Source organism: Salipiger sp. ABF4_146, from assembly GCF_056161345.1.
Genome location: NZ_JBSWYX010000041.1, coordinates 1 through 21838, shown reverse-complemented (window position 1 = coordinate 21838; position 21838 = coordinate 1). Strand labels below are relative to the sequence as shown.

Sequence of the window (21838 nt, the reverse complement as noted above, 5' to 3'; positions counted from 1 at the left end):
ACGACCGCTGCCCACAAGCCTTCTTCTCAGCAATCGCACTCGCTGCGACCGTAATCTTCTGGCTTTGAAGGAGAACGAGTCCTGAGCCTAGAAAGGTGATCGCTGGCGAGACGGACTGGGCACCGGACTACGAGGGCGACACCTACCTCTATGTCGACGGGGACAAGGTCGGCCTGTCACGGCCTCGCAGGGCCTGGGCGGAGGCACGAGGCGACAGGATCGGCGTCGGGTTCACCCTGACGCTCAGGCAGCCGGTGCATATGGCCGGCCGCACCGCCACGCTCAAGCTCTATGATCCGATGTATTATTACGCCTACAGCATCATGCCGCAGAGTCGTGTGGACGGACCGGCCGGCAACTGCAGCTTCGAGATCCTCCCTTTCGACCCGGACAAGGAACTGGCAAAATTGCAGAAACAGCTCTCTGCTCTGTCCCGCGAGGAAATTCCCGACGACCCCCAGGTCGGCGCGCTCTTTGCCGAAACCCTCAGGCTGACCTGCCCATGAGTCGTCTCGTCCTGATCCTGCTCGCGACGGTGACAGTGGCCTTGCTGCTGGTCACTCAGGTCGATACCTCGCGGGTCACCTTGTGGGCGGCGCAGGTGCAGCGCGACATCCAGAACGCAATGGCGGGCGGCGTGCGGGCCGTCCGCACCGGAGAGGCGGGCGCCCTGCTCGCGCTCTGCGGGCTGACCTTCGGCTATGGCGTCGTACATGCGATCGGTCCGGGCCACGGCAAGGTGCTGATCGGCGGCGCGGCTCTGGCCAGCCGCGCGCGAATGCGACGACTTGCAGTTCTGACTCTGCTTTCGAGCCTCGGCCAGTCGCTGACCGCTATCCTGCTGGTGCTGGTCGGCGCGGGGCTGGTGGCGTTGACCACCGACCGGCTGGTGGACCTGACAGAGCCCTCGCTGGCGCCGGTCAGCTATGCCGCGATCGGTCTGATCGGGCTTTGGCTGATGGTCCGCGGGCTGCGCACGCTCTCGCGGCACCGCGACCATCACCACCATGAGGCCGATGGCGTCTGCGGGTGTGGCCACAGCCACGGGCCGGACATATCCGAGATCGACGACGCCATGAGCCTGCGCGAGATGGTGGTGCTGGTGATCAGCATCGCGCTGCGGCCCTGCACCGGCGCGATCTTCCTGCTGGTGATCTGCTGGCACCTCGGAATCCTGCCCGCCGGGATCCTCGCAACGCTGACCATGGGGCTTGGCACCGCGGCCTTCAACCTGGTCGTCGCTGTAGCCGGGCTTGGTGCGGGACGGCTGCTGATCGGGGTTGGCACGGTCGGGCGGCTTCATCTCGTCGCCCCCGTGGCACAGCTGCTGGCAGGATCGCTGATTGCGCTGGCCGCCTGTACGATGCTTTGGCCGTTCCTCTGACTCGCCCGGTGATGGCGGCGGACGGTCGCCTTCCTTACCGGCGCCGAACGGAAAGTGTCCGCAATTGGCGGGCCCATTGAGAATTCGCAAGCCTCTGGAGTCGCGCAGGGGAACTCGGAACACCTGATCAGCGCCTCCCCCCGCTGAGGCGGGATCAGTGGGTCAGGCCGCTGCCGCCCGCGGTGCGGATGTTGTAGGGCACCCCCATGACCGGGGCCGTCGCCGTTTCTTCGAGGCGCGCGGGGTCGACCAGCCGCAACATTCCCTCAAACGGATCGGTGAGCGCGATGCGGTCCCCCGCCACGGCCAGGCGCGGACGTGGATCGCGCCAGTGCCCATCCATCGAGTAAGGCTGCGTGATACGGGCCGAGGCCTCGATTTGCGCCGAGAGCATGTTTAGCCGGCTCAGCGTGCCATCCTCGGTGAGGAGGTAGGCGTATTGCGACCTGGCCGGATCAAGCACAAAATCGACTCGGCGGAACGGCAGCTTGACGCGGGTGAGTTAGGGCGCCGTGGTCGGGTCGATGATCACCACTGAGTTCTGGCATAGTCGCCAAGGAAGATCTGCATCGCCGCCAAGCCGAGGAACGTGCCGGTCTTTTCCTAGGGGAAGCCCTCGGGATAGGGCAGCATGGTGAACTCCGCAGCTCCCCCGGCTTGGGTTACAGCGATCACCCCCTCCTTGCAGCCGGCCAGGAGGCAGCTGTCCGAGAACGCCTGTCCGTGTAGGCCTGAAAATCGCCGATCTGTGTGCCGTCGTCGTAGGCGGCAATGCCGACGCGCGGTGGCGCGCTGCCCTCTTCCACCTGCGCGTCTGGGGCAACCGAGCTGATGATCACCCCCTCCAGAGGCGCGGCAAGGCCGCGCTGCGCGACGATCTACTGCTGGAGGTGCGCCACTTCGTCTAAGAGCCACGCTTTGATTACTACTGAGCGGCGCTGCCGCGCGTCGAGCACAATACGATCATCATGTAGCGCCGGAGCCGATCACGGATCAGCGCCGGCTCGTCAGCCCCGCCGTCGAGACCGAAAGCATGAAGAGGATCGCGACCACGCAGACGATGGTTGGCCCGGTCGGCGTATTGAGATGGTAAGACGCCTCGATCCCGCCAATCACCGAACCGCCGGCGACCAGCACCGCAAGGCCGGCCATCGTCTCGGGGGTACGGCTGAACGGGCGCGCGGTGGCGGCGGGAATGATCAGCATGGCGGTGATCAGCAGCGCCCCCACCACCTTGATCGCCACTGCCACGGTGATCGCCAGCGCCAGCGTCAGCACCAGTTGCTCGCGCCGCGGATCGACACCTTCGGCGCGGGCGAGATCGGGGTTGAGCGTGGCGGTCAGCAGCCCCGACCAGCGCCAGCCCACCAGCCCCAGCACCAGCGCCGCGCCGCCCCAGATCACCGCAAGGTCGGCGGGCATCACCGCGAGGATATCGCCGAAGAGATAGGCCATCAGGTCAATCCTGATGCCGCTGAGGAAAGAGGCCGCCACCAGCCCGAAGGCCAACGCCGAATGCGCCAGCACGCCCAGCATCGTGTCCATCGCAAAGCCGCGCCCGCTCAGCGATGAGACAGTGAAGGCCATGGCCAGAGCCACCGCCAGCACCCCCGCGAAGATCGACACCGAAAAGGTCAGCGACAGCGCCACGCCGAGGATCGCCGCATGCGCGGTGGCGTCGCCGAAATAGGCCATGCGGCGCCAGACCACGAAGCAGCCGAGCGGCGCCGCCGCTAGTGCAAGTCCAAGGCCCGCCAGCACGGCGCGCAGGATGAAATCGTCAAACATGGTGTTCAGAAAGGTCATTCCGCCGCCTCTTGTGGCACCCGGTCATGCCGGTGGTCGTGGTGATGGGTATAGAGGGCCAAGGCACCGCCCGTGCCCTCGCCGAAAAGCGCGCGATATTCAGGGGCAGAGGCGACATGCTGCGGCGCACCTTGGCAGCAAACATGACCGTTCAGACAGATAACACGGTCACTGGCGCTCATCACCACGTGCAGATCGTGGCTGACCATCAGCACGCCGCAGCCGCGGCTCTGCCGGACCTCTTCGATTTGGCGGTAGAAAGCCGCGACGCCCGGCTGGTCGAGCCCTTGTGTGGCCTCGTCCAGCACCAGCAGACTTGGCTCGGCCAGCAGCGCGCGGGCCAGCATCACCCGCTGCAACTGTCCACCCGATAAAGCACTGATTTGCCGCCTCGACAGCCCCGCGACCCCGGCCTCGGCCAGCGCCTGTTCGATCTGCCCGGCGCTTACCTTGCGGCGAAGCCCCAGCAGCCGGGCGGCGGTCATCGGCAGCGTCGGATCGAGGGCGAGACGCTGCGGCACGTAACCGATGCGCAGCCCCGGTGCGGTCGTGATCCGGCCCTCGCTCGGCGAAAGCGAGCCGATCAGCAGGCGTAGCAGGGTCGATTTGCCTGAGCCGTTCGGCCCGACGATGGTGACGATCTCGCCCGCCTCCATCTGCATCGAGACATTGGAAAGGATCTGGTTTTCCCCCAGCCGCAGGCCGACGCCGGTAAATTCGAAAAGACTCATTGCCTGGCCTCAGCCTCGATGCAGGCCGGGCAGACCCCGATGGCTTCAACAACCGTCTGCTCGATCCGGAACCCGGCATCGCGCGCGGCTGCGCCGAGCAGCCCCTTGGAAGGCGCCGAGGTTGCCTCGGCCACCGAGTCGCAAACCCGGCAGATCATGAGTGCGGGAAAATGGGTCTCGCAGGGATGCGTGCAGGCGACATAGGCATTTAGCCGCTCGACCCGATGCGCAAAGCCATGGGTCACCAGAAAATCTAGCGCCCGGTAGGCCACCGGCGGCTGCGATCCCCGTCCCTCGCGTCTCAGCCGGTCCAGGATCTCATAGGCGCCGAGCGCCTTGTGCTCGTACAGCAGGATCTCGAGCACCCGGCGGCGCACCGGCGTAAACTGCAGCCGCCTGTCGGCGCAGTAACTCTCTGCGGTAGCGACGCGCTCTGCGGTGCAGGCGTCTTGCTCATGCTCGGTAAATCCGACGGTTCTCATCCCGCTCTCCCAAATACGTGGGTTGCTATGTAATAACATTACATCTACATGTCCAGCGCATGTTACAACATAACGAGGAGTCCCCCATGTCCAGAAAACTGATCCTCGGCTCCGTGTCCGCCCTCGGTCTCGCCAGCGCCGCTGCCGCCGAGGTGCCTTCGGTCGCCGCGGATATTCCGCCCGTTCATTCGCTGGTGTCGATCGTGATGGAGGGCGTCGGCACACCCGACCTTCTGGTACAGCCCGGCGCGTCTCCGCATGGCTATTCGCTGCGCCCCTCCGAGGCCGCGGCGCTCGATCGCGCCGATGCGGTGTTCTGGATCGGCGAGGCGCTGGAGCCCTGGCTGGAAGGCTCGATCAAGGCGTTGGCCGAGGATGCCCATGTGGTCGAGCTGTCGGAAGCCGACGGCACCACCGAGCTCGAATTCCGCGAAGGCGCGACCTTCGAGGCGCACAGCCATGACCACGGCGCGCACGGGCACGAGGAACACGAGCACGAAGAGCACGCGGGCGATCATGATCACGATGAGCATGACCGTGAGGGTCACGACGACGATCATGATCACGAAGAGGCGCATGATCACGACGAGCATGGCCATGACCACCACGGCCACGACCCGCACGCTTGGCTCGACCCTGGAAACGCGCGCGTCTGGCTCGACGTGATTGCAGCGGATTTGTCGGACCTGGATCCGAAAAACGCCGCGACCTATCGCGCGAATGCCGACGCCGGAATGGCCGACATCGAGACGCTGATCGGCGAGATCTCGGCGCAGCTCGAGCCGGTGCGCGGCAAGAACTACATCGTGTTCCACGACGCCTACCACTATTTCGAGAACCGTTTCGAATTCCCGGCGAGCGGCTCGATCTCGATCGGTGATGCCTCGGATCCCAGCCCGGCCCGGATCGAAGAGATCCAAGATAAGGTGGCTGAGCTGGGCGTCACATGTGCCTTCACCGAACCGCAGTTCAATGGCGATCTTGTCGCCACCGTGTTCCGCGGCAGCGACGCAAAGACTGGCGTGATGGATCCGCTGGGCGCAGATCTGGAGCCGGGCAAGGATCTCTACCCGCAGCTTCTGCGCAACCTTACGAGCAGCCTGACCGACTGCCTCGGCTGACACCACCAAGGGGCGCCGTGCCACGCGGCGCCCTTTCAAGCCCCAGAATCACGCCAAAGGAAGACCGATGCTTGAATTCACCCCCCGCCTCTCTGTTGAACAGGTCGAGGAAGGTTCTGATCTTGCGCCAAAATTCGATGCAAGCGGGCTGATCCCCGTCGTCACCACCGATGCCGACACCGGCGAGGTGCTGATGATGGCCGTGATGACCCCAGAGGCGCTCAGCCGCAGCATCGAAACCGCCGAGGCGCATTATTGGAGCCGCTCACGCCAGTGCCTGTGGCACAAGGGGGCGACCAGTGGTCTGGTGCAGCGGATCGTGGAATTGCGCATCGACGACGATCAGGATGCGGTCTGGTTGCGCGTGCGTACCGAGGGCGGCGCAAACTGCCACGTCGGATATCGCTCGTGCTTTTACCGCAGCGTGCCGCTCGGGACCGCTGATGCAGTCACGCTGGACTTTTCCGAAAGCGAAAAGGTCTTCGACCCGCTCGAGGTCTATGGCGATGTGCCCAACCCTACCCAACTCTGAGGCCTAACCCGCCGGTGGGCTGCGTTCTGGTGCGGGTGAAGAAATCGCCACCCGCCCATTCCAACTGGTCACCGGACGCGTCTGGCGCGGCTCGGCCTTTGGCGGCGTGCTCGGGCGCAGCCAGCTGCCGGGCATGGTGGACGAATGGCTGCGGGGCGATTTCGATGTCGATCCCTATATCACTCACACTATGACGCATGAGCAGATCAATACCGCCTTCGACCTGCTCCACGCGGGCAAATCGATCCGCTCGGTCATCCACTTCCAACCCAATGATACGATGCTGGTAAACGACCTGCCCGGGGTTATCGTTCCGGCATGAACACTGAAGGCCCGTCGCCGCGGGCCTTCCTTGACTGGAACAGCGCCGCGGCCCCGGACGAGCCAATGGCGTCCTCAGCAGTGGCTGCAGCAGCGGGTCTGCGGCACCACGTCGAGGTCCGCCTCGGTCAGCGGCTGGTCGCCGAGCAGCGTTGCAGGCTGGACCTGCAACGCATGCGCAAGCCGCAGCAGCATATCCTCAGTAAAAACGCCCTTCCACGGCAGCGCGCCTTCGAGGCGGGCAACTTGCCGCTCGGTCAGACCGGAGAGCTTCGCCAACTTCGGTCGCCCGAGGCCGCGGGCGCGGCGCAGATCATTGATCCGCTGAGGTTGCAGAGCGAGCATGATATTCTCCTTCATTAGTTCAGCGCAGCACAGGGACAGGCATGTCCCGCAGCGCCCGCCATTCGCGCGTTGCCTCGCGCAATACCTGCGCCGCGCCGTGGATCGCAAGTGTGGCCATGAGCGCAGCGACGATGAAATCCGGCCAGCCGCGGCCGGTCCCAAACACCCCGAGCGCCGCCAGCAGCACCGCCATGTTCGCGATGACGTCATTGCGCGAGCAAATCCAGACCGACCGCATATTGGCATCACCCGCACGGAAGGCGGTCAGCAACAGCAGGCAGATGGCATTCATAATCAGCGCCAGCGTGCCGATCACCCCCATGGTCGGCGCATGCGGCACCGAGCCATGCGCGATGTGCCACAAGATGGTGCCAAACACCCAGAGCCCGAAGACCCCCATCGAGGCACCCTTGATCCAGGCCGCCCCAGCGCGCCATTTCAGGCTCAGACCCAGCACCGCAAGGCTGATCGCGTAATTCGCAGCGTCAGCCAGGAAGTCCAGCGCATCCGCTTGCAGCGCGGCCGATCCCGCAACGATGCCCGCGGCCACCTCGATCAGGAACATGCCGGCGTTGATCGCCAGAACAATCCAAAGCACACGACGAAACCGCCCGTCCGCGGTGCCGGCGACAGAGGATGCACAGGTGTCCGAAGAACAGCAGGTCATTGGGAGCTCGCGACTCGTTTCGATTCGCCCTATCTATAAGACCTCTAGCCACTTGAGGTGCAAGCGATGGATACCGAAACCTTCCGCATCGGAGAACTCGCGCGGATGACCGGCACCAAGGTTCCGACGATCCGCTACTACGAGAGCACCGGACTCATGCCCGAGGCGATCCGGACCGGCGGCAATCAGCGTGTTTACGGCAAGGCGCAGCTCGACCGGCTGAACTTCATCCGGCGCTGCCGTGAGCTTGGGTTCTCGATCGAGCAGATCCGGGAGCTTGCCGATCTCTCTTCGGACAGGCAGCGCCCGTGCGAGGAAGTTGATACCTTGACCCGCGCGCATCTTGCCGAGATTGAGCACAAGCTGGCCGATTTGGCCGCGCTGGCAGACGAGTTGCGCGCCATCAGCCAGCAATGCGACAGCGGCGGCGTTATCTCGGGCTGCGGCATTCTGGATGCATTGGGGCGGGACACCTCCGGTGGCCCGGCGCGCTGAACCCTAGGGCGCATCGGTTGGCCTTCTGCCGTGCCCCCCCCAATCCTGCGTGACTCCCCACCCGACCGTCGGGGGCACTGTCAGAAAAGCTTCATTGGACCTTCCGCAACGGATCGTCGAACGAAGGGGCATCGCAATCGTGATGCTATAACGTACCACTGTTGCGATCAGGTTCAGCGAGGTCCGCCTCATGCCATCCGCGGTGCACCGCAGCGCAGGCATGGGGCCCAGCTCAAGGAGCGCAATGATGCGTGACATTCCTCCCCATATGATTTCCGCCGACGATTGGGACGAACAGCATTCGCCCCGCCCCGCGACCAATGACTTCGACCGTATCGTCGAGGCGGCAATTTCCCGCCGCGGCTTTCTCGGCGGTGTCGTCGCCTTCGGCTCTGGCGCCATGGCCATGGGTGCATCACTGCTGAGCGGCACCTCGGCGCAGGCGCAGGCCGCCGGCGCGCGCTTCCCCTTCACGCCGATCGACGCGCAGACCGACTTCCAAATCCATGTCCCCGAGGGCTACACCCACGAAGTGCTGGTCAGTTGGGGAGACCCGCTGTTCGACGGTGTTGCCGCCTTCGACCATGCGACCGGCGGTGCCGCCGGCGACAGCGACAGGGTGTTCGGCGAGAACACCGACGGCATGGAGACCTACCAGATTGGGGGTCATCAGATCATGGCGGTGAACAACGAATACGTGAACCCCGAGCTCAACCTGCCGCACACCGCAGACGGCACCCCCGGCTCGGCCGACGACGTGCTGAAGCTGCAGAACCTGCAGGGCGTCACCGTTATGGAGATTGCCGAGGGCGAGTCTGGTTGGGCCCCGGTTGTCGGCTCGCGTTACAACCGCCGCCTGCACCACAATGCCCCGATGACCATCGAGGGCCCCGCCGCCGGCCATCCGTTGATGAGAACCGAGGCCGACCCCGCGGGCTGCACCGTGCTCGGCACCATGGGCAACTGCGGCGCAGGCAAGACCCCTTGGGGCACCTATCTGACCTGCGAAGAAAACTTCAACGGCTACTTCGGCGCCACCGATGACATCGCGGTCGACGAGATCACCCAGGCCGGCTACGATCGCTATGGGATCAACGCCGATGGGCGATACGGCTACGAGACGTTCGACCCGCGTTTCGACGTCAGCCAGAACCCGAACGAGCCGCACCGCTTTGGCTGGGTGGTTGAAATCGATCCGACCGATCCTGAAAGTACCCCAATCAAACGCACCGCGCTCGGTCGCTGCAAGCACGAGAACGCCGAGGTGACCCTCGCCCCCGATGGCCGCGTGGTGGTCTATCTCGGCGATGACGAGCGCGGCGAGTTCATTTACCGCTTCGTCTCGGACGCCCCATATGTGCCGGGCGAAGACACCTCGCACCTGCTGAACGAGGGCATGCTCTACGTCGCCAAGTTTCACGATGACCAGACCGGCGAATGGCTGGCTATGGCCCCCGAGACCACCGGCATGGACGTCGCCGAAATGCTGATCTTCACCCGCAGCGCGGCCTCGAAACTGGGCGCGACCACGATGGACCGTCCCGAGTGGATCGCGGTCAACCCCTATGCCGCCGAAGCCTATTGCTGTCTGACCAACAACAAGAACCGCGGGCTGACGACCAATGCCGGCGGCGATGAGACCCCGGTCGGCGGCCCCAACCCACGCGAGGCCAACAAATACGGCCAGATCGTGCGCTGGCGCCCCTCCGATGACGATCACGCCTCGGACAGCTTCACCTGGGACCTCTATGTCATGGCGGGCAACCCCGAGAGCGCCGAGGGCGACGACCGCGGTTCGCCCAATATCACCTCAGGAAATATGTTCAACTCGCCCGATGGTATGGCTTTCGACAGCGCAGGGCTGCTCTGGATCCAGACCGACGGCGACGACAGCAACGAAGGTGAATTCGCAGGCATGGGCAACAACCAGCAACTCGCCGGCGATCCGGTGACCGGTGAAATCGCGCGCTTCCTGACCGCGCCGCAGGGGGCCGAGGTCACCGGCCTGTGCTGGTCGGCGGTCCGCCGCACCATGTTCGTCGGCATCCAGCACCCCGGCGGGCACTGGCCGGGCAAGGAGGGTGATCCGCCGCGCTCGTCGATCGTGGCGGTGAAGCGCGAGGACGGCGGGTTGGTCGGCTGAGCGCGAGCCTGAGGCACCAAACGACACCCAACAAAAGAAAGGGTTCCGGCGCAGGCCGGGGCCCTCTTCTTTGCCGGAAGCCTGGGAATTCTGGGCGCACCCACACTAAATCGTCAGGCCCGCCCTACCCCTTCAGGAAGGACTGCAGGACCGACGACAGGACCGGCTTGGGCGGGCCGTCGAGCGCGGCGAAGTCCCGACGCAACGCGTCCTCGTCCAGCGCCGTGCCGATCACCACCAGCCGGGTCTGAGCCGGACCCTCGGGCCAGCTTTCGAGACGCTGCATCGGGTAGACCCGGTGACCGACCACATGCACCACCGCCGGCCGCGTCGGATCATCCTGCAACGCCACCAGCCCCTTTACCCGCAACAGACCATTGCCCGGATCCTTGGTCAGCCGATCGAGGAAACCGCGCAGCGCCGAGACCTCGAGCGGGGCGGCGCTGGACAGCGGCACTGCCAACACGCTGCCGTGGCGGTTGAGGTCATCGAAATGCCCCCCGTGACTCGAATGATCCAGCGCGGCCTCATGCGCGAGCCAAGCGCCGACATCGCCGCCCTTGCCGAAGGCTGCGTAGCTGCCCGGCGTCAGCAGCGCCGCCGGATCGAACGCGGGATCGGCGGCGTCATGCACCTGCAACCCGGCATTGAGGTCGCGCAGCCGATCCGGCCAGTCGCCCGGCGGGGTCCGGTCGGTGCGGGTGAGCACCGCGTGATCGGCAAAGGCGATCTGCCGCAGGCTCTCCGGATGTGTCTTGAGCGCCTCGCCGATGCCCTCGACATCGACCATGGTGATCACCCCCGAGAGGCTGAACGCCCGCGCCACCGCGTGATCGGACAGCGAGCGCGCCACGATGCCGCCGGGGATCAGGCTGTTGATGATGGGCGCTGGATCGGCCAGCCCGGTTGTCTCGACAATCACCCGGCTGAAAGGCGGCAGGTCACCGCTGCGCCGCCCGTGCAACAATTGGTCGAGCGATGAGCGCAGATCGCTGCCCACCGTGCAACAGATGCATCCCGTCGTGGTGACCACCGGGCGCTCACGCCCCTCGCGCACGAGGTCATGATCGACCGGCACCAGACCGAACTCATTGATCACCAGCGCTGTGTCGCGCAGCTTCGGATCCTCGACAAGGAGGTTGAGCAGGGTTGTCTTGCCCGCCCCCAGAAAGCCGGTGAGCAGATACACCGGAAGTTGGGTCTTCGAAGAGATCATGCGGCAACTCCTTTCCATCGCGCAAAGTAAAGACGCATCACCCACCACGTCGCGATCAGCGGTGGACCGACTGTCACCACGGCAACTCCCGACGCTGCCAGTATCAACCGCCACCCCAGAAGGACAACAGCGCTGACGGCGGCGGGACGTCTCATATGGCAGACCCGGTCTTCCGGCCGGATGGTGCAAACGCGCAGGTGACCGGGGCCAAGCTCATGCCGGGGCCGCCGCTTTGCCAACGGCGCAGGTGTCGGTCTGCGCTGGATCAGCCTGCAGCGCGCTCGGTGAGTACGCCTCGGTGACGAGCAGCGCCACGGCCTCGGCCAGCGGCAGCGTCCGGCTGCCCTTCTGCCCAAGCCGCCGCAGCGAGACGGTGCCCTCTTCCGCCTCGCGCGTGCCGAGAACCAGCACCACCGGCACTTTTTCCATGGAATGCTCGCGCACCTTGTAGCCCATGGTCTCGTTGCGCAGGTCCGCACGCGCCGACAGTCCCGCCGTGCGCAGCGCCGACAGCACCTCATCCGCCCAGGCGTCGGCACCTCCGGTGATCGTCGCCACCACAGCCTGCACCGGCGCCAGCCAGAGCGGCAGGTGACCGGCGAAATGCTCGATCAGGATGCCGGTGAACCGCTCGAGCGAGCCGAACATCGCGCGATGCAGCAGCACCGGTGCGGCGCGGTCGCCGCTGGCCGTCACGTAGCTCGCGCCAAACCGTTCGGGCAGGTTGAAATCGACCTGAAGCGTGCCGCATTGCCAGTCGCGCCCGATCGCGTCGCGCAGCACGTATTCCAGCTTGGGGCCGTAGAACGCCCCCTCTCCTTCGAAGATAGTATAGGGCTGCCCTGCCGCCTCGAGCGCCGCGCGCAGCGCAGCCTCGGAACGGTCCCAGACCTCGTCCGAACCGATCCGATTTTCGGGGCGGGTCGAGAGCTTGATGCGGATGTCGGAAAACCCGAAGTCATGGTAGATCGACAGGATCAGCTTGTTGACCGTCAGACATTCCTCGGTCAGTTGCTCGGGAGTGCAGAAGATATGCGCATCGTCCTGCGTGAAAGAGCGCACCCGCATCAGCCCGTGCAGCGCGCCCGAAGGCTCGTAGCGATGCACCTTGCCAAACTCGGCGATCTTCATCGGCAGATCGCGATAGCTGCGCACGCCGTGCCGATAGAGCATCATGTGGCCGGGGCAGTTCATCGGCTTGAGCGCATACTCGCGCGCGTCCTCGGTTTTGGTCAGGAACATGTTCTCGCGGTAGTTCTGCCAATGCCCCGAAGTTTCCCACAGCCCGCGGTCCATAATGTCGGGCGTGTTGACCTCTTGATAGCCGGCAGCCCGCTGCTTTTCGCGCATATAGCCGATCAGGGTCTGAAACAGCTGCCATCCCTTCGGGTGCCAGAACACCGCGCCGGGGGCCTGCTCTTCGAAGTGATAGAGGTCCATCTCGCGACCGAGCCGACGGTGGTCGCGTTTTTCGGCCTCGGCCAGCATGGTCATATGAGCGTCGAGCTCGGCTTGGCTGGCAAAGGCGACACCATAGATACGCGAGAGCATTTCGTTCTTTGCATCCCCGCGCCAATAGGCCCCCGCCACGCGGGTCAGCTTGAAGGCGCTGCCGATCTGACCGGTCGAGGCCAGATGCGGCCCGCGACAGAGATCGAGCCAGTCGCCCTGTCGGTAGATGCCGATGGGCTGATCTTCGGGAATCGCCGCCAGAAGTTCGAGCTTGTAGCTGGCACCTTCGCTTTCGAAATAGGCGCGCGTCTCTGAGCGGGTCCATTCCTCGCGCCGGATCGGAGCGTTGCGGGCGATGATCTCCCGCATCTTCTTCTCGATCCTCGGCAGATCGTCGGCGGTAAAAGGCCGTTCGGCGGCGAAATCATAGTAGAACCCATGTTCGATCACCGGGCCGATCGTCGCCTGCGTGCCGGGAAACAACTCCTGAACCGCCTCGGCCAGCACATGTGCGCAGCTGTGGCGGATGAGCGGCAGAACCCGCGGATCGTCGGGGCTCAGGAACTCGAGCGTCGCATCGCGCTCCAGCGGCGCGGCCAAGTCACGCAGTTCGCCATTGACGACCATGGCGGCGGATTTCTTGCGGAGCGAGGGTGCGATCGCGGCGGCAAGCTCGGCGCCCGGCAGGGCTTCGGCGAGCTCTCGTACGGCGCCATCGGCAAGGGTGATGTGGATCATGTCGTTTGCCTCGGTTTCGAAGGGGGGCGTCCGGTACGCGTGTCGCGGTGAACGCCAGTGATCTGCTGCGGCTCTGCCCGCCGCACCTGTTTCGTCATGCGCAGACCTCGGCAGAGAGATATCCGGCGGGAAGCGTCTGCGAGGTGGTGGCCAGCTTGCTCAGAGCGCCGAACAGTTGGTGCAGATCCTCTGCTGTGAAACCGCGTACGATCATGACGATCTTTGTGCGCGGGTCATCGCCCTGCCAGTCCTTGAGCGGCAGCGGCGGATGAAAGATATGCTGCACCCCATGTACGACGAAGGGAAAGGGAACATCGGTCAGATGAACCAGTGCCTTGAAACGCAGCAGATCCTCGCCACGCTGCGCCATCACCAGGTCCATCCAGAAATCGAACTGATCGGCGGTCAGTGGCTGCTCGACGACCCATGACACCGAACGGATGTCGGCGTCATGCGAGGCCTCGGTGCGGTGCGCCGGCGCGGGCGTTGCCTCTTGCCGCATCCAGTCGGCCACCTCGTCTGACTTCATGGAGAGATCGAAATGACCGAGGCCGATCAGCCGGGCCGGATGCACCTCTCCCGCCACGACCCGCAGCACCGGCGCGCCGGGATTGATCGCGGAAAGCGCCGCACAGACCTCTTCCTCCTGCGCCTCGGGCAGATCGGTCTTGGTCAGCAAGAGCAGATCAGCAACTCCTGCCTGACGCCGCGCATCCTCATGCCGTGTCAGCGTCTGCACCCCGGTTGCCGCGTCGATGCAGGTGACGACGCCATCGGTGACAAAACGCTCTGCCAGATAGCGATCAGTCAGCAGCGTGTGCAGGATCGGTGCCGGATCGGCGAGCCCGGTGGTCTCGATGACGATGCGATCGAGCTCAAATTCACCGGCGTCGAGCCGTTCGGACATATCGTAGAGGGTTTCGACAAGATCCCCCCGCAGCGCACAGCACATGCATCCCGACTGCAGCAGAACCACGTTCTCGGTGCTCGACACCACCAGGTCGTGATCAAGGCCGATCTCGCCAAACTCATTGACGATCACCGCCGCCCTGCCAAAGCTCGGATGTTTCAGCAGCCGGTTGAGGATGGTGGTCTTGCCACTGCCCAGAAAGCCAGTCAGCAACGTAACGGGTATCTGTTGTTCATCGTGCAAGGCGGCAGCTTACCTGTTCTTGGGGCATTCACCGAAGCGGGTCATCCATTCGGACGAACCGGAGGCACGCGCGCCACCATCGGCTTGTCGATTGACTGCTACGTTATAACATTGCATATGACAAGCGAAAGCTGTGTCCTCCGGACCGGCTTCGACAAAGGTCTTGCCGGCAGGCCCTGCCGTGCCCCCACCCGAAACGGCTTTGGAAGGAAGACAGATGCACGAAGACATCACCACAGTTCGAGTTCAGATGGACCCCGAGTTCGAGCAAGAGGCCGGCCCGCATCTTGCCGCCGCGCGAGAGGCGCTCCTCCGCTGGTCTGAGGCGGTCACATCCGGGGATATCGACGGGCTTCTCGCGCTTTATGCGGATGATGCAATTCTTGTCCCCACGATGCAGGATGAGATCCGCGGCCATGACGAAGAGCGCCGCGACTATTTCGAGACCTTTCTCGCCAATCCCGGGCTGACCTGCCGAATCGACACCATGCGCAAACGTATCAGCCACAAGCTTGGGACCGTGGTGATCGGCGGGCACTACACGTTCACCTTTCTGCGCGATGGCACCCAACAGACCGTACCCGCACGCTATATTTTCACCTTTGAAGAATTGGCCGGCAAATGGCGCATCACCGGGCACCATTCCTCCGCCTTCGTCTGAGGTCGCTGGCCGACGCGGCGAACGACGCGGTTTGCATCGACCCTCGCATTCGCCCTCGGCGCCGTAATCCCGCAGCTAGAGACACGTGGAACACCATCATCAACGCCAGCGTTTCGTTCGACAGCGCTGCAAGCCGCGGGCGTTCGACCTATGTCGCCCATCCCCGTGAATCAGCCCTCAATTCCGCCCGCTCTCGCGGAAGACGGCCGGCTCCTGAAGAGCTATCAGGGCAGTCATTGCGCCTCACTCCTGTGCGTTGCACAAAATTGATCCGCGGCGCCCAGAGATTTGGTGTCGCTAGAAGCTCTGATAACTCAAAATTTATGTCTATTTTGTCATCTCAGTTCGGCTTTGAAATCAATCGCAACGGCTTCGCCAAAGTCGCGCTAAGCTGACCTAAGGGAGCAGGCGCTCCGCCGAGGCGGGTGGCTATGAACTTTGGTCAATCACTCTGGAAAGGCACGCCTGCATTGCGAGGCCTTGCCGCGATACGCGGTCTGCTCCTGCAGCAGCGCGGCCTCGAGGCGCTGCAGCTTCGCACGTTCTTCGGCCACGTCGATCGGCACGGCCTGCTCGCGGGGCCCCGGATCCGAGGCGACACAACTGGTGACGCCGCCATAGCGGTAATAGCCGCCGTAATAGCCCGAGCAGAACCCGACGGTCGCTCTCGAACGGGTGATATGCACCGCGTATCCTCGGTCGATATTTCCGCGCGCGACCTCGATGCGCTCTTCGAGGTTCCGGACACGCGCCGCCGCGCGGTCTAGGCATTGCTCCTGAGGCGTCGCGCAGCCCATGACGAAAAGCGGCAGAGCAAGCAACATGCGATGGTTCATCTTCTCCTCCTCATCGAAGACGCAACGGTCCGGAAAGACTACGAGCTTTCCTGCACAAGTGGATAATTTTCAATCAGAAATACCAATTTCGTGAACACTGGCAGCGCCGCAGGGGCGCTGCCAGAAAGGCAGCCAAGCGAGAGGGAAACCGCCGCAGCCGCCCGTTTATGCCCCGCCCTTAGAAGCGGTAGCGCGCGGTGAGCGAGAACGTCCGCCCCGGCTCGGTCAGCGGCACCACGTTAGCAAAATCGATGCCATCCGAGCTGCGGCTCGAATAGGTCTCGTCGAAGAGGTTGTCCACATCGAGCCTGATCTCAAGGCCTTCGACCCCGCGCGGCGTGTAGCTAGCGTAGAGGTTCACAACCTCATAGCCAGGCAGGTCCACCTCGGTGTCGGTGTTCTCCAACGCGACTTCTGCGTTGCCGCCAAAACGCCATTCATCCGTCGCCGAATACCCTGCCTCAAGAGCGAAGATATGTCCGACCGGACGTCCAAGATAGTAGGAGGTGGATCCCACGGTGTCCTCATCTAGCTCGACGTCGGCGTAGGTGTAGTTGAGCCGTGCGAAGCCCTTGTCCATAGTGTAGCCGACCGAGCCCTCGAAGCCTTTGGAGACGAGATCGCTCTGCGCGCCCCGGTCGCCGCCCGACGGCAGGACCGCCGTGATGTCGTCAACCTGCGTATAGAAGACCGCGCCGCTCGCGTCCCAAGGGCCGCTGCCGTAGCGCAAGCCAAGACGCGCCGCCTTCGACCTCGAGGGAATGAAGTCGTCATAGGTCCAGTCGGTGCGGTAGTTCACCAGCGCCGCCTCGCCAAGCGCGAAGCCTCCCCACGTCGAGGCCACACCGGCGTTCAGCGTCCAGGCGTCGCTCAGGATCACATCCACCGCGCCATTGACGCTGAAGCCGCCTTCTTCGAAGGTGTCGCCGTTTGCCGCATCGAACCACTGATAATCGTAGCGCGCGCCATAGCTGACCGAAACCCGGTCGCTCACATCCTGCCGAGCCTGCGCAAAGAGCCCGAAGTCGTAGACCTGCTCGTCACCCGATGCGCCCTCGGTCGCCTCGGCGCTCTCGTCGAAGAAATCGACCCCGGCGGTCAGCGTGCCGCCGGCGATGTCGAAGTCGTTCTTGGCGGTGCCGGAGAGGCTGGTGTTGATGCCTGCCACGCTGCCAACGTCCACCTCTTGCTCGTTGTAGGTCAGGCGCAGGGTCGGCGCGACTACGCCCTGTGGCGCCTCGTCGGTATAGGTGAGTGTGTAGGAGCTGCGACGGGCATAGCCCTCGACAAGCTCGGTGTCGCGCCCAATCACCTCGGCGAAGTCGGGGCGGATAAAACCGGCTTGCGACGCCCGGTCGCCGGTATCCTCGGTCTGCGAGGCCGAGAAGGTCAGGCGCTTGCCCGTTTCGCTGGTGTATCCCAGTTTGACGATCCCGTCTGTGAGATCGGCGCCGGTGCCGGTGATCTCGTCGCCGTCGCCATCCTCGTAGTCGTCGCCCTCTTGCTTGGTGCCGCTGAGCAGCCACTCAAAACCACCCTGTTGCCCGAAGAGCGCCAGCGACGTGCGCCATCCCGCGCCATTATTGCCATAAGTCAGGCTGGTGAGCCCGCCAAATGCCTCTCCCGGCTCCAGCAGGTCGCGGGCGTCCTTGGTGGTGTAGGCGATGGCACCCGCCAACGCCCCCTGCCCGGCATCCGCAGGTGCGAGCCCCTCGCTTACCTCGACCGACTTCAGCAAGAAGGGATCAAGAAGCACGTTGCCGGTGTGGTGGAAGGCCCCTTTGTTCTGTCGCGCGCCGTCGATGGTAACCGACAGCAGGCTTTCCTCGATGCCGTTGACAAAGACTTTCTGCGCGATCGCTGCACCGCCACTTGCAGTGATCGAGGACTCGCCCGCAAAGACGTCTTTCACCGTCGCGGGGTTACGGGCTTCGATCTCCTCCTCGGTGATCTCGGCATTGCCAAGCAGGCTTTGCGCTTCGGTCGACTCGATGCGGATCGTGCCAAGGAATAACTCGCTGGCGTCCTGCGCGGTTGCGCCACTTGCGCAAAATGCGGTTGTCAGGAGCGCAACGCCCCGTGTGGTTCTAGCCATATGTGCCTGTTCTCCGGGTAGTAGCTCTTATTGGGCTGGCTGGACCGCACTGGGGACAGGTCTGGCTGATAAATCCTCGAGGTACCTGACACTTTTACTAGGATCAACTTCCAATCGCGCATCCGCGAGCTGAGATGGCGTCATTTTGCAACAACATACCGCCGTGGCGAAGCTGGCCGCTGCCGGGCTGGCACTGGTCAGGGTGGTGGGCAGCAATCGGAGCACAATCGGCCGCGCATTCGCCCTCAGTGCAGTGACGCCGCAGACAGAGAGACGCGGAACACTATAATATTATGAGCGTTAGCGCTGCGACGGGTATCAGTACCTCGAGCCGCGGGCGTTCGATCTATGGCGCCATCCCGTAAGTCAGCCCTCAATTCCGCCCGCTCTTGCGGGAGGCGGAAGGCTCCTGAAGAGCTACCAGGGCAGTTGTCGCGCAGCACTCACAGGCGTTGCACAAAATGGGACGATGGCGTCCATGTGTGACGGGGCCTCGCGATGATTCGAACATATGCGTACCTCAACTCGGGCAAGAAGGCGCGCGCCAAAGCAGAGTTTCAGAAGCTGCAAAATCAGTTGGCCACATCGGAATAGCCGCGCACTCTTTCGGAAGTCATGCGCTGACTTTAACGCTTAGGTTGTGCCCGCCGATGACCTACCGCCCCGGGTAGGTCATGCAATGCCGAGGTGTCAAAGGGCCGCCATTCGAACGTTCTGATATCCTCCCAGATGGCAAAAAGTCGCTGCATTCACCGGCGTGGCCTTGTTGCGGACCTCTCATGAAACATAAGCCTCTGATCGGGGGTTAAGCGAAAGGTAAAGCGCAGCCATTGTGTTCGCGCCGCGTTGGAAACTAGAGGACGAGTGACATGATTAGAAAGGAAATCGAGGAGGCATCGCGTAAGAAGGCGCGCCAAAGGCTGCGCGCCCATATTCTCGAACTGGTCGCCGGCGCCGCGATCTTGGGGGCGGTTGTGGGCTACGCCGTCAGCTGACGGCTTCAAGTGAGGCGCGCCTAGTTTGCGCCTCATTGTGAGCATGAATCTCTGTCCGCCACTCGAGAATGTGGTCTCCAGCCATCATATCGGGCGCCGTGGCTACGTAGCCATTCTGGCACCATAGGCACGGTCACCACTTCCTGAGATTTTCCAATTTTTAGAGCGACCTGACCAGACGAGGCTTCTCGCTCCCCGATGATGGCTAGGACCGGGATCTCCAACTCACGCGCGGAGACTATGCGGCGTGACAAGGTCTCGCTTTGATCGAACATGCGCGGTCGGTAACCGGCGGCCATAAGCGCCTCAAAGAGCCCCTCAGCGGCGCCGCGCTGGCTATCTGAGATGGGAAGGATCGCCACCTGGTCTGGAGCCAGCCAAAGCGGCAGCCGGCCGGCATTCTCCTCGAGCAGGATGCCAATGAAGCGACCTATGGAGCCGAAGACAGCGTGGTGGATCATGATTGGTACCTCAGGCTTGCCATCCTCGTTCACGTAGCTTGCGCCGAGGCGTTCAGGTAGAACGCTGTCGAGTTGAACGGTGCCGCACTGCCACGCGCGTCCCGTTCGATCCCTAAGGGCAAACTCAAGCTTGGGGCCGTAGTAAGCACCCTCGCCCGGCTGCATCTTCGGATCCAGATCGCACTCTCGGGCGACCTCCAGCAACTCGGCCTCCGCCCAGTCCCATTGCTCATTTGAGCCCGATCTCTTTTCTGGTCTCAAGGAAAGCGCGACTTCGACGTCTCGAAAACCCAGAGCGGCATAGACCTCCTGCAGAAGGACGACAAAGCGCTTCACCTCCTGTTTGACCTGAGATGGCCTGCAGAGCACGTGAGCATCGTCCTGTGCGAAGGCCTTGGTGCGCATCAGGCCATGCAAAGACCCAGAGGGCTCATCACGGTGGCACTGCCCGAACTCGGCATATCTCATAGGAAGATCCCGCCATGACCTCTTGGTGTCGTTGAAGATCTGGACGTGACATGGGCACGACATGGGCTTCAGAGCCATGTCCCGGCCGTCTTCTCGGGAGATCGAGAACATGTTTTCTCTGAATTTTGCCCAGTGGCCTGACTTTTCCCAAAGCTCCCGCGCCAGGAGCTGCGGAGTATGCACTTCCTCATATCCCAGGCGCCTCATGCGGTCGCGGATGAAGTCTTCGAGAATACGGTAGATCCGGTAGCCTCGGGCGTGCCAGAAAATCATGCCGGGAGAGTGTTCCTCGACGTGATAGAGGTCGAGCCGCTTGGCCAGAATGCGGTGATCGTGGAGTTCCATTTTGGGTATGTCCTTCTCTGAAAAATGGAGGCCGGACACGGACTGGCTCACGCACAAAAAAAGCCCCGCTCGCGTCCGGCGGGGCTGTGGTGATGTCTGGGCTGAAGCTGCCTAAAGGGCGCCCACAACAAGACCGGCCGCCACCGAGATGGTGGTGGTTGTTGCGGTCTTTGTGAGGTTCGCTGCGTAAGCCATAACGAGAGATATACTGGCAGAGGACGCCTAAGACAAAGTTAATCTTGGCGCCCTGCCCTTCACGCCGCTTGGGCGGCTGGTACAAGCGAGACCTTTTGCACGGTTGGGACAACCTCCGTTTCGCCGGTTGTCTTCGTGAAGGTCCAGGGGGCTACTCGAACTTTCATGCCCGACGCCTCTTCGATCTTCGCGACTAGGTAATCACGAAACTCTTCGAGAGACTCGCGCTCAGCTTTCGCATCGTCCCCTAGATAGGACATGGACTTGGGGTTCAGAGCTCGGAGGATGTTCTCGAGGTAAGACCGGGCATCAGTGATCCCCCAAATGAGCTCATCGTCCGGATAGGTTTTCAAAGCTCTTTCGAAGGTGTCGTCAGGCGCGTCGCTCGCATAGTGCCGATGGACCTTCCGGTCTTGAGAGTCATCCATCTGACCATAGACCGCGCGCGGATACTGGTTGGCCCAGATGGTGCCATCACTTTCTGAGAAGAGGTATCCGTCCCGGTCCTTTTTGTCTTCGCTATCCCACTCCCAGGAGACCTTGTGGTGTTCGGTACACGTCATGGCGCGGATCTTAATCTCCCGGAGCGTGTCCCGCCACGGGCAGTACAGGGCCCCAAAACTGTCAGGGTGACGGACGAAGTTAACGCGAATGAAGAAATAGGTCTCGCCGACAGTGTAGCGTATGAATAGGTCTCCTTATTGTGGATATGTTGATATCTATTCATTATAACGTCAAGCGTGCAGCCCTTAGTCTCCCTCTTGGCCGTGGGCGGTTTGTGAATAGGGGCAGATCGGGCGTTCAGCAATTTGCTTGGCCATTCACCAAAACACAGATATGTCCTATGGGAACGGTTGGGTGCGGAAGACTGAAAATCTGGTTTAGACCCCATGATCGCGGATTGAGCCCGACGGGGCTGGTGGCCTCTCACGCGGCATGAGGTCTAGCTGGTCGGTGCTGCTTCAGCTGTCAACCCGTCGCTTGAAGGAGATCGCGAAGTCGCATTCAAGGTATTCTCTTCGCGTTCTAATTTCTCCTGATAGTTGACCTTCTAATGTGTTTACAACGCCTGTTAGAGCGCCAAAAAACATTTGATAGTTTCCGTTGGCGTTGTTGCGCAAATCTAGGGGATTCATCTCGTGAATCCAGCATGCTAGCCGGGCAGCATGAGCAGACCTCCGAAGCCGACCTACAAG

21 protein-coding genes and 1 pseudogene are annotated in these 21838 nt (G+C 63.1%); 9 read left to right on the top strand and 13 right to left on the bottom strand.

The window, feature by feature from the left end:
• Positions 1–95: 95 nt before the first annotated feature.
• A complete protein-coding gene (locus tag ACXAJT_RS26795) occupies positions 96–506 on the top strand; it encodes a DUF1007 family protein (RefSeq protein WP_475241822.1) in 411 nt (136 codons plus the stop codon).
• Positions 503–1384: a nickel/cobalt transporter gene (locus tag ACXAJT_RS26790; RefSeq protein ID WP_475241820.1), complete on the top strand. Its 882-nt coding sequence runs from the start codon at positions 503–505 to the stop codon at positions 1382–1384. The genes ACXAJT_RS26795 and ACXAJT_RS26790 overlap by 4 nt, the downstream gene beginning before the upstream one ends.
• A gap of 154 nt (positions 1385–1538) precedes the next feature.
• Here the strand turns inward: ACXAJT_RS26790 and ACXAJT_RS26785 are convergent, their stop codons facing one another.
• The 4 genes from ACXAJT_RS26785 to ACXAJT_RS26770 form a co-directional block, all read right to left on the bottom strand.
• Positions 1539–1847, bottom strand: a complete 309-nt coding sequence (locus ACXAJT_RS26785; protein ID WP_475241817.1) for a hypothetical protein — start codon at positions 1845–1847, stop codon at positions 1539–1541.
• 530 nt (positions 1848–2377) lie between these two features.
• Positions 2378–3190, bottom strand: coding sequence for a metal ABC transporter permease (locus ACXAJT_RS26780; RefSeq protein WP_475241813.1), 813 nt, complete (start codon positions 3188–3190; stop codon positions 2378–2380).
• The gene (locus ACXAJT_RS26775; protein ID WP_475241808.1) at positions 3187–3921 is read right to left on the bottom strand and encodes a metal ABC transporter ATP-binding protein; all 735 of its coding nucleotides are present in this window, start codon (positions 3919–3921) and stop codon (positions 3187–3189) included. Before ACXAJT_RS26775 ends, ACXAJT_RS26780 begins: the two co-directional genes overlap by 4 nt.
• Complete coding sequence (locus ACXAJT_RS26770) at positions 3918–4403, bottom strand: transcriptional repressor (protein ID WP_475241800.1); 486 nt, start codon at positions 4401–4403, stop codon at positions 3918–3920. The genes ACXAJT_RS26775 and ACXAJT_RS26770 overlap by 4 nt, the downstream gene beginning before the upstream one ends.
• Before the next feature lie 86 nt (positions 4404–4489).
• Between ACXAJT_RS26770 and ACXAJT_RS26765 the strand changes: the two genes are divergently transcribed.
• The 3 genes and pseudogenes from ACXAJT_RS26765 to ACXAJT_RS26755 all read left to right on the top strand — a co-directional run.
• Positions 4490–5524, top strand: coding sequence for a zinc ABC transporter substrate-binding protein (locus ACXAJT_RS26765; protein ID WP_475241794.1), 1035 nt, complete (start codon positions 4490–4492; stop codon positions 5522–5524).
• A gap of 67 nt (positions 5525–5591) precedes the next feature.
• Complete coding sequence (gene hisI, locus ACXAJT_RS26760; protein WP_475241789.1) at positions 5592–6056, top strand: phosphoribosyl-AMP cyclohydrolase; 465 nt, start codon at positions 5592–5594, stop codon at positions 6054–6056.
• Between the two features lie 31 nt (positions 6057–6087).
• A pseudogene (locus ACXAJT_RS26755) lies at positions 6088–6378 on the top strand (S-(hydroxymethyl)glutathione dehydrogenase); the annotation flags it as partial.
• A 74-nt stretch (positions 6379–6452) separates the two neighbouring features.
• Here ACXAJT_RS26755 and ACXAJT_RS26750 read toward each other — a convergent pair.
• The gene (locus ACXAJT_RS26750; RefSeq protein ID WP_475241785.1) at positions 6453–6722 is read right to left on the bottom strand and encodes a helix-turn-helix domain-containing protein; all 270 of its coding nucleotides are present in this window, start codon (positions 6720–6722) and stop codon (positions 6453–6455) included.
• A gap of 19 nt (positions 6723–6741) precedes the next feature.
• Positions 6742–7389 carry a cation efflux transmembrane domain-containing protein gene (locus ACXAJT_RS26745; protein ID WP_475241782.1) on the bottom strand — a complete coding sequence of 216 codons (648 nt, stop codon included), beginning with the start codon at positions 7387–7389 and terminating at the stop codon, positions 6742–6744.
• A gap of 66 nt (positions 7390–7455) precedes the next feature.
• On the opposite strand from ACXAJT_RS26745, the gene ACXAJT_RS26740 reads away from it, so the two are divergent.
• Both ACXAJT_RS26740 and ACXAJT_RS26735 read left to right on the top strand, forming a co-directional pair.
• A complete protein-coding gene (locus ACXAJT_RS26740) occupies positions 7456–7884 on the top strand; it encodes a MerR family transcriptional regulator (protein WP_475241779.1) in 429 nt (142 codons plus the stop codon).
• Positions 7885–8131: 247 nt separating this feature from the next.
• A complete protein-coding gene (locus ACXAJT_RS26735; RefSeq protein ID WP_475241776.1) occupies positions 8132–10027 on the top strand; it encodes a PhoX family protein in 1896 nt (631 codons plus the stop codon).
• Between the two features lie 124 nt (positions 10028–10151).
• Here the strand turns inward: ACXAJT_RS26735 and ACXAJT_RS26730 are convergent, their stop codons facing one another.
• From ACXAJT_RS26730 to ACXAJT_RS26720, 3 genes are all read right to left on the bottom strand, one after another.
• Complete coding sequence (locus ACXAJT_RS26730; protein ID WP_475241774.1) at positions 10152–11243, bottom strand: CobW family GTP-binding protein; 1092 nt, start codon at positions 11241–11243, stop codon at positions 10152–10154.
• A gap of 213 nt (positions 11244–11456) precedes the next feature.
• The gene (gene thrS / locus ACXAJT_RS26725; protein ID WP_475241771.1) at positions 11457–13433 is read right to left on the bottom strand and encodes a threonine--tRNA ligase; all 1977 of its coding nucleotides are present in this window, start codon (positions 13431–13433) and stop codon (positions 11457–11459) included.
• A 94-nt stretch (positions 13434–13527) separates the two neighbouring features.
• The gene (locus tag ACXAJT_RS26720) at positions 13528–14556 is read right to left on the bottom strand and encodes a CobW family GTP-binding protein (RefSeq protein ID WP_475241768.1); all 1029 of its coding nucleotides are present in this window, start codon (positions 14554–14556) and stop codon (positions 13528–13530) included.
• A 247-nt stretch (positions 14557–14803) separates the two neighbouring features.
• Here ACXAJT_RS26720 and ACXAJT_RS26715 point away from each other — a divergent pair, with 247 nt between their 5' ends.
• Positions 14804–15247, top strand: coding sequence for a nuclear transport factor 2 family protein (locus ACXAJT_RS26715; protein ID WP_475241764.1), 444 nt, complete (start codon positions 14804–14806; stop codon positions 15245–15247).
• A gap of 446 nt (positions 15248–15693) precedes the next feature.
• Here ACXAJT_RS26715 and ACXAJT_RS26710 read toward each other — a convergent pair whose 3' ends face one another.
• Complete coding sequence (locus ACXAJT_RS26710) at positions 15694–16083, bottom strand: hypothetical protein (RefSeq protein ID WP_475241759.1); 390 nt, start codon at positions 16081–16083, stop codon at positions 15694–15696.
• A 178-nt stretch (positions 16084–16261) separates the two neighbouring features.
• Entirely contained in the window at positions 16262–18178 is a 1917-nt protein-coding gene (locus ACXAJT_RS26705) for a TonB-dependent receptor domain-containing protein (RefSeq protein WP_475241754.1), read from the bottom strand.
• Positions 18179–19047: 869 nt separating this feature from the next.
• On the opposite strand from ACXAJT_RS26705, the gene ACXAJT_RS26700 reads away from it, so the two are divergent.
• A complete protein-coding gene (locus ACXAJT_RS26700) occupies positions 19048–19173 on the top strand; it encodes a hypothetical protein (RefSeq protein ID WP_475241752.1) in 126 nt (41 codons plus the stop codon).
• A 32-nt stretch (positions 19174–19205) separates the two neighbouring features.
• On the opposite strand, the gene thrS (ACXAJT_RS26695) is transcribed toward ACXAJT_RS26700, so the two are convergent.
• Complete coding sequence (gene thrS, locus ACXAJT_RS26695) at positions 19206–20447, bottom strand: threonine--tRNA ligase (protein WP_475241750.1); 1242 nt, start codon at positions 20445–20447, stop codon at positions 19206–19208.
• Positions 20448–20701: 254 nt separating this feature from the next.
• Positions 20702–21205, bottom strand: coding sequence for a hypothetical protein (locus tag ACXAJT_RS26690; protein ID WP_475241746.1), 504 nt, complete (start codon positions 21203–21205; stop codon positions 20702–20704).
• Between the last annotated feature and the right edge of the window lie 633 nt (positions 21206–21838).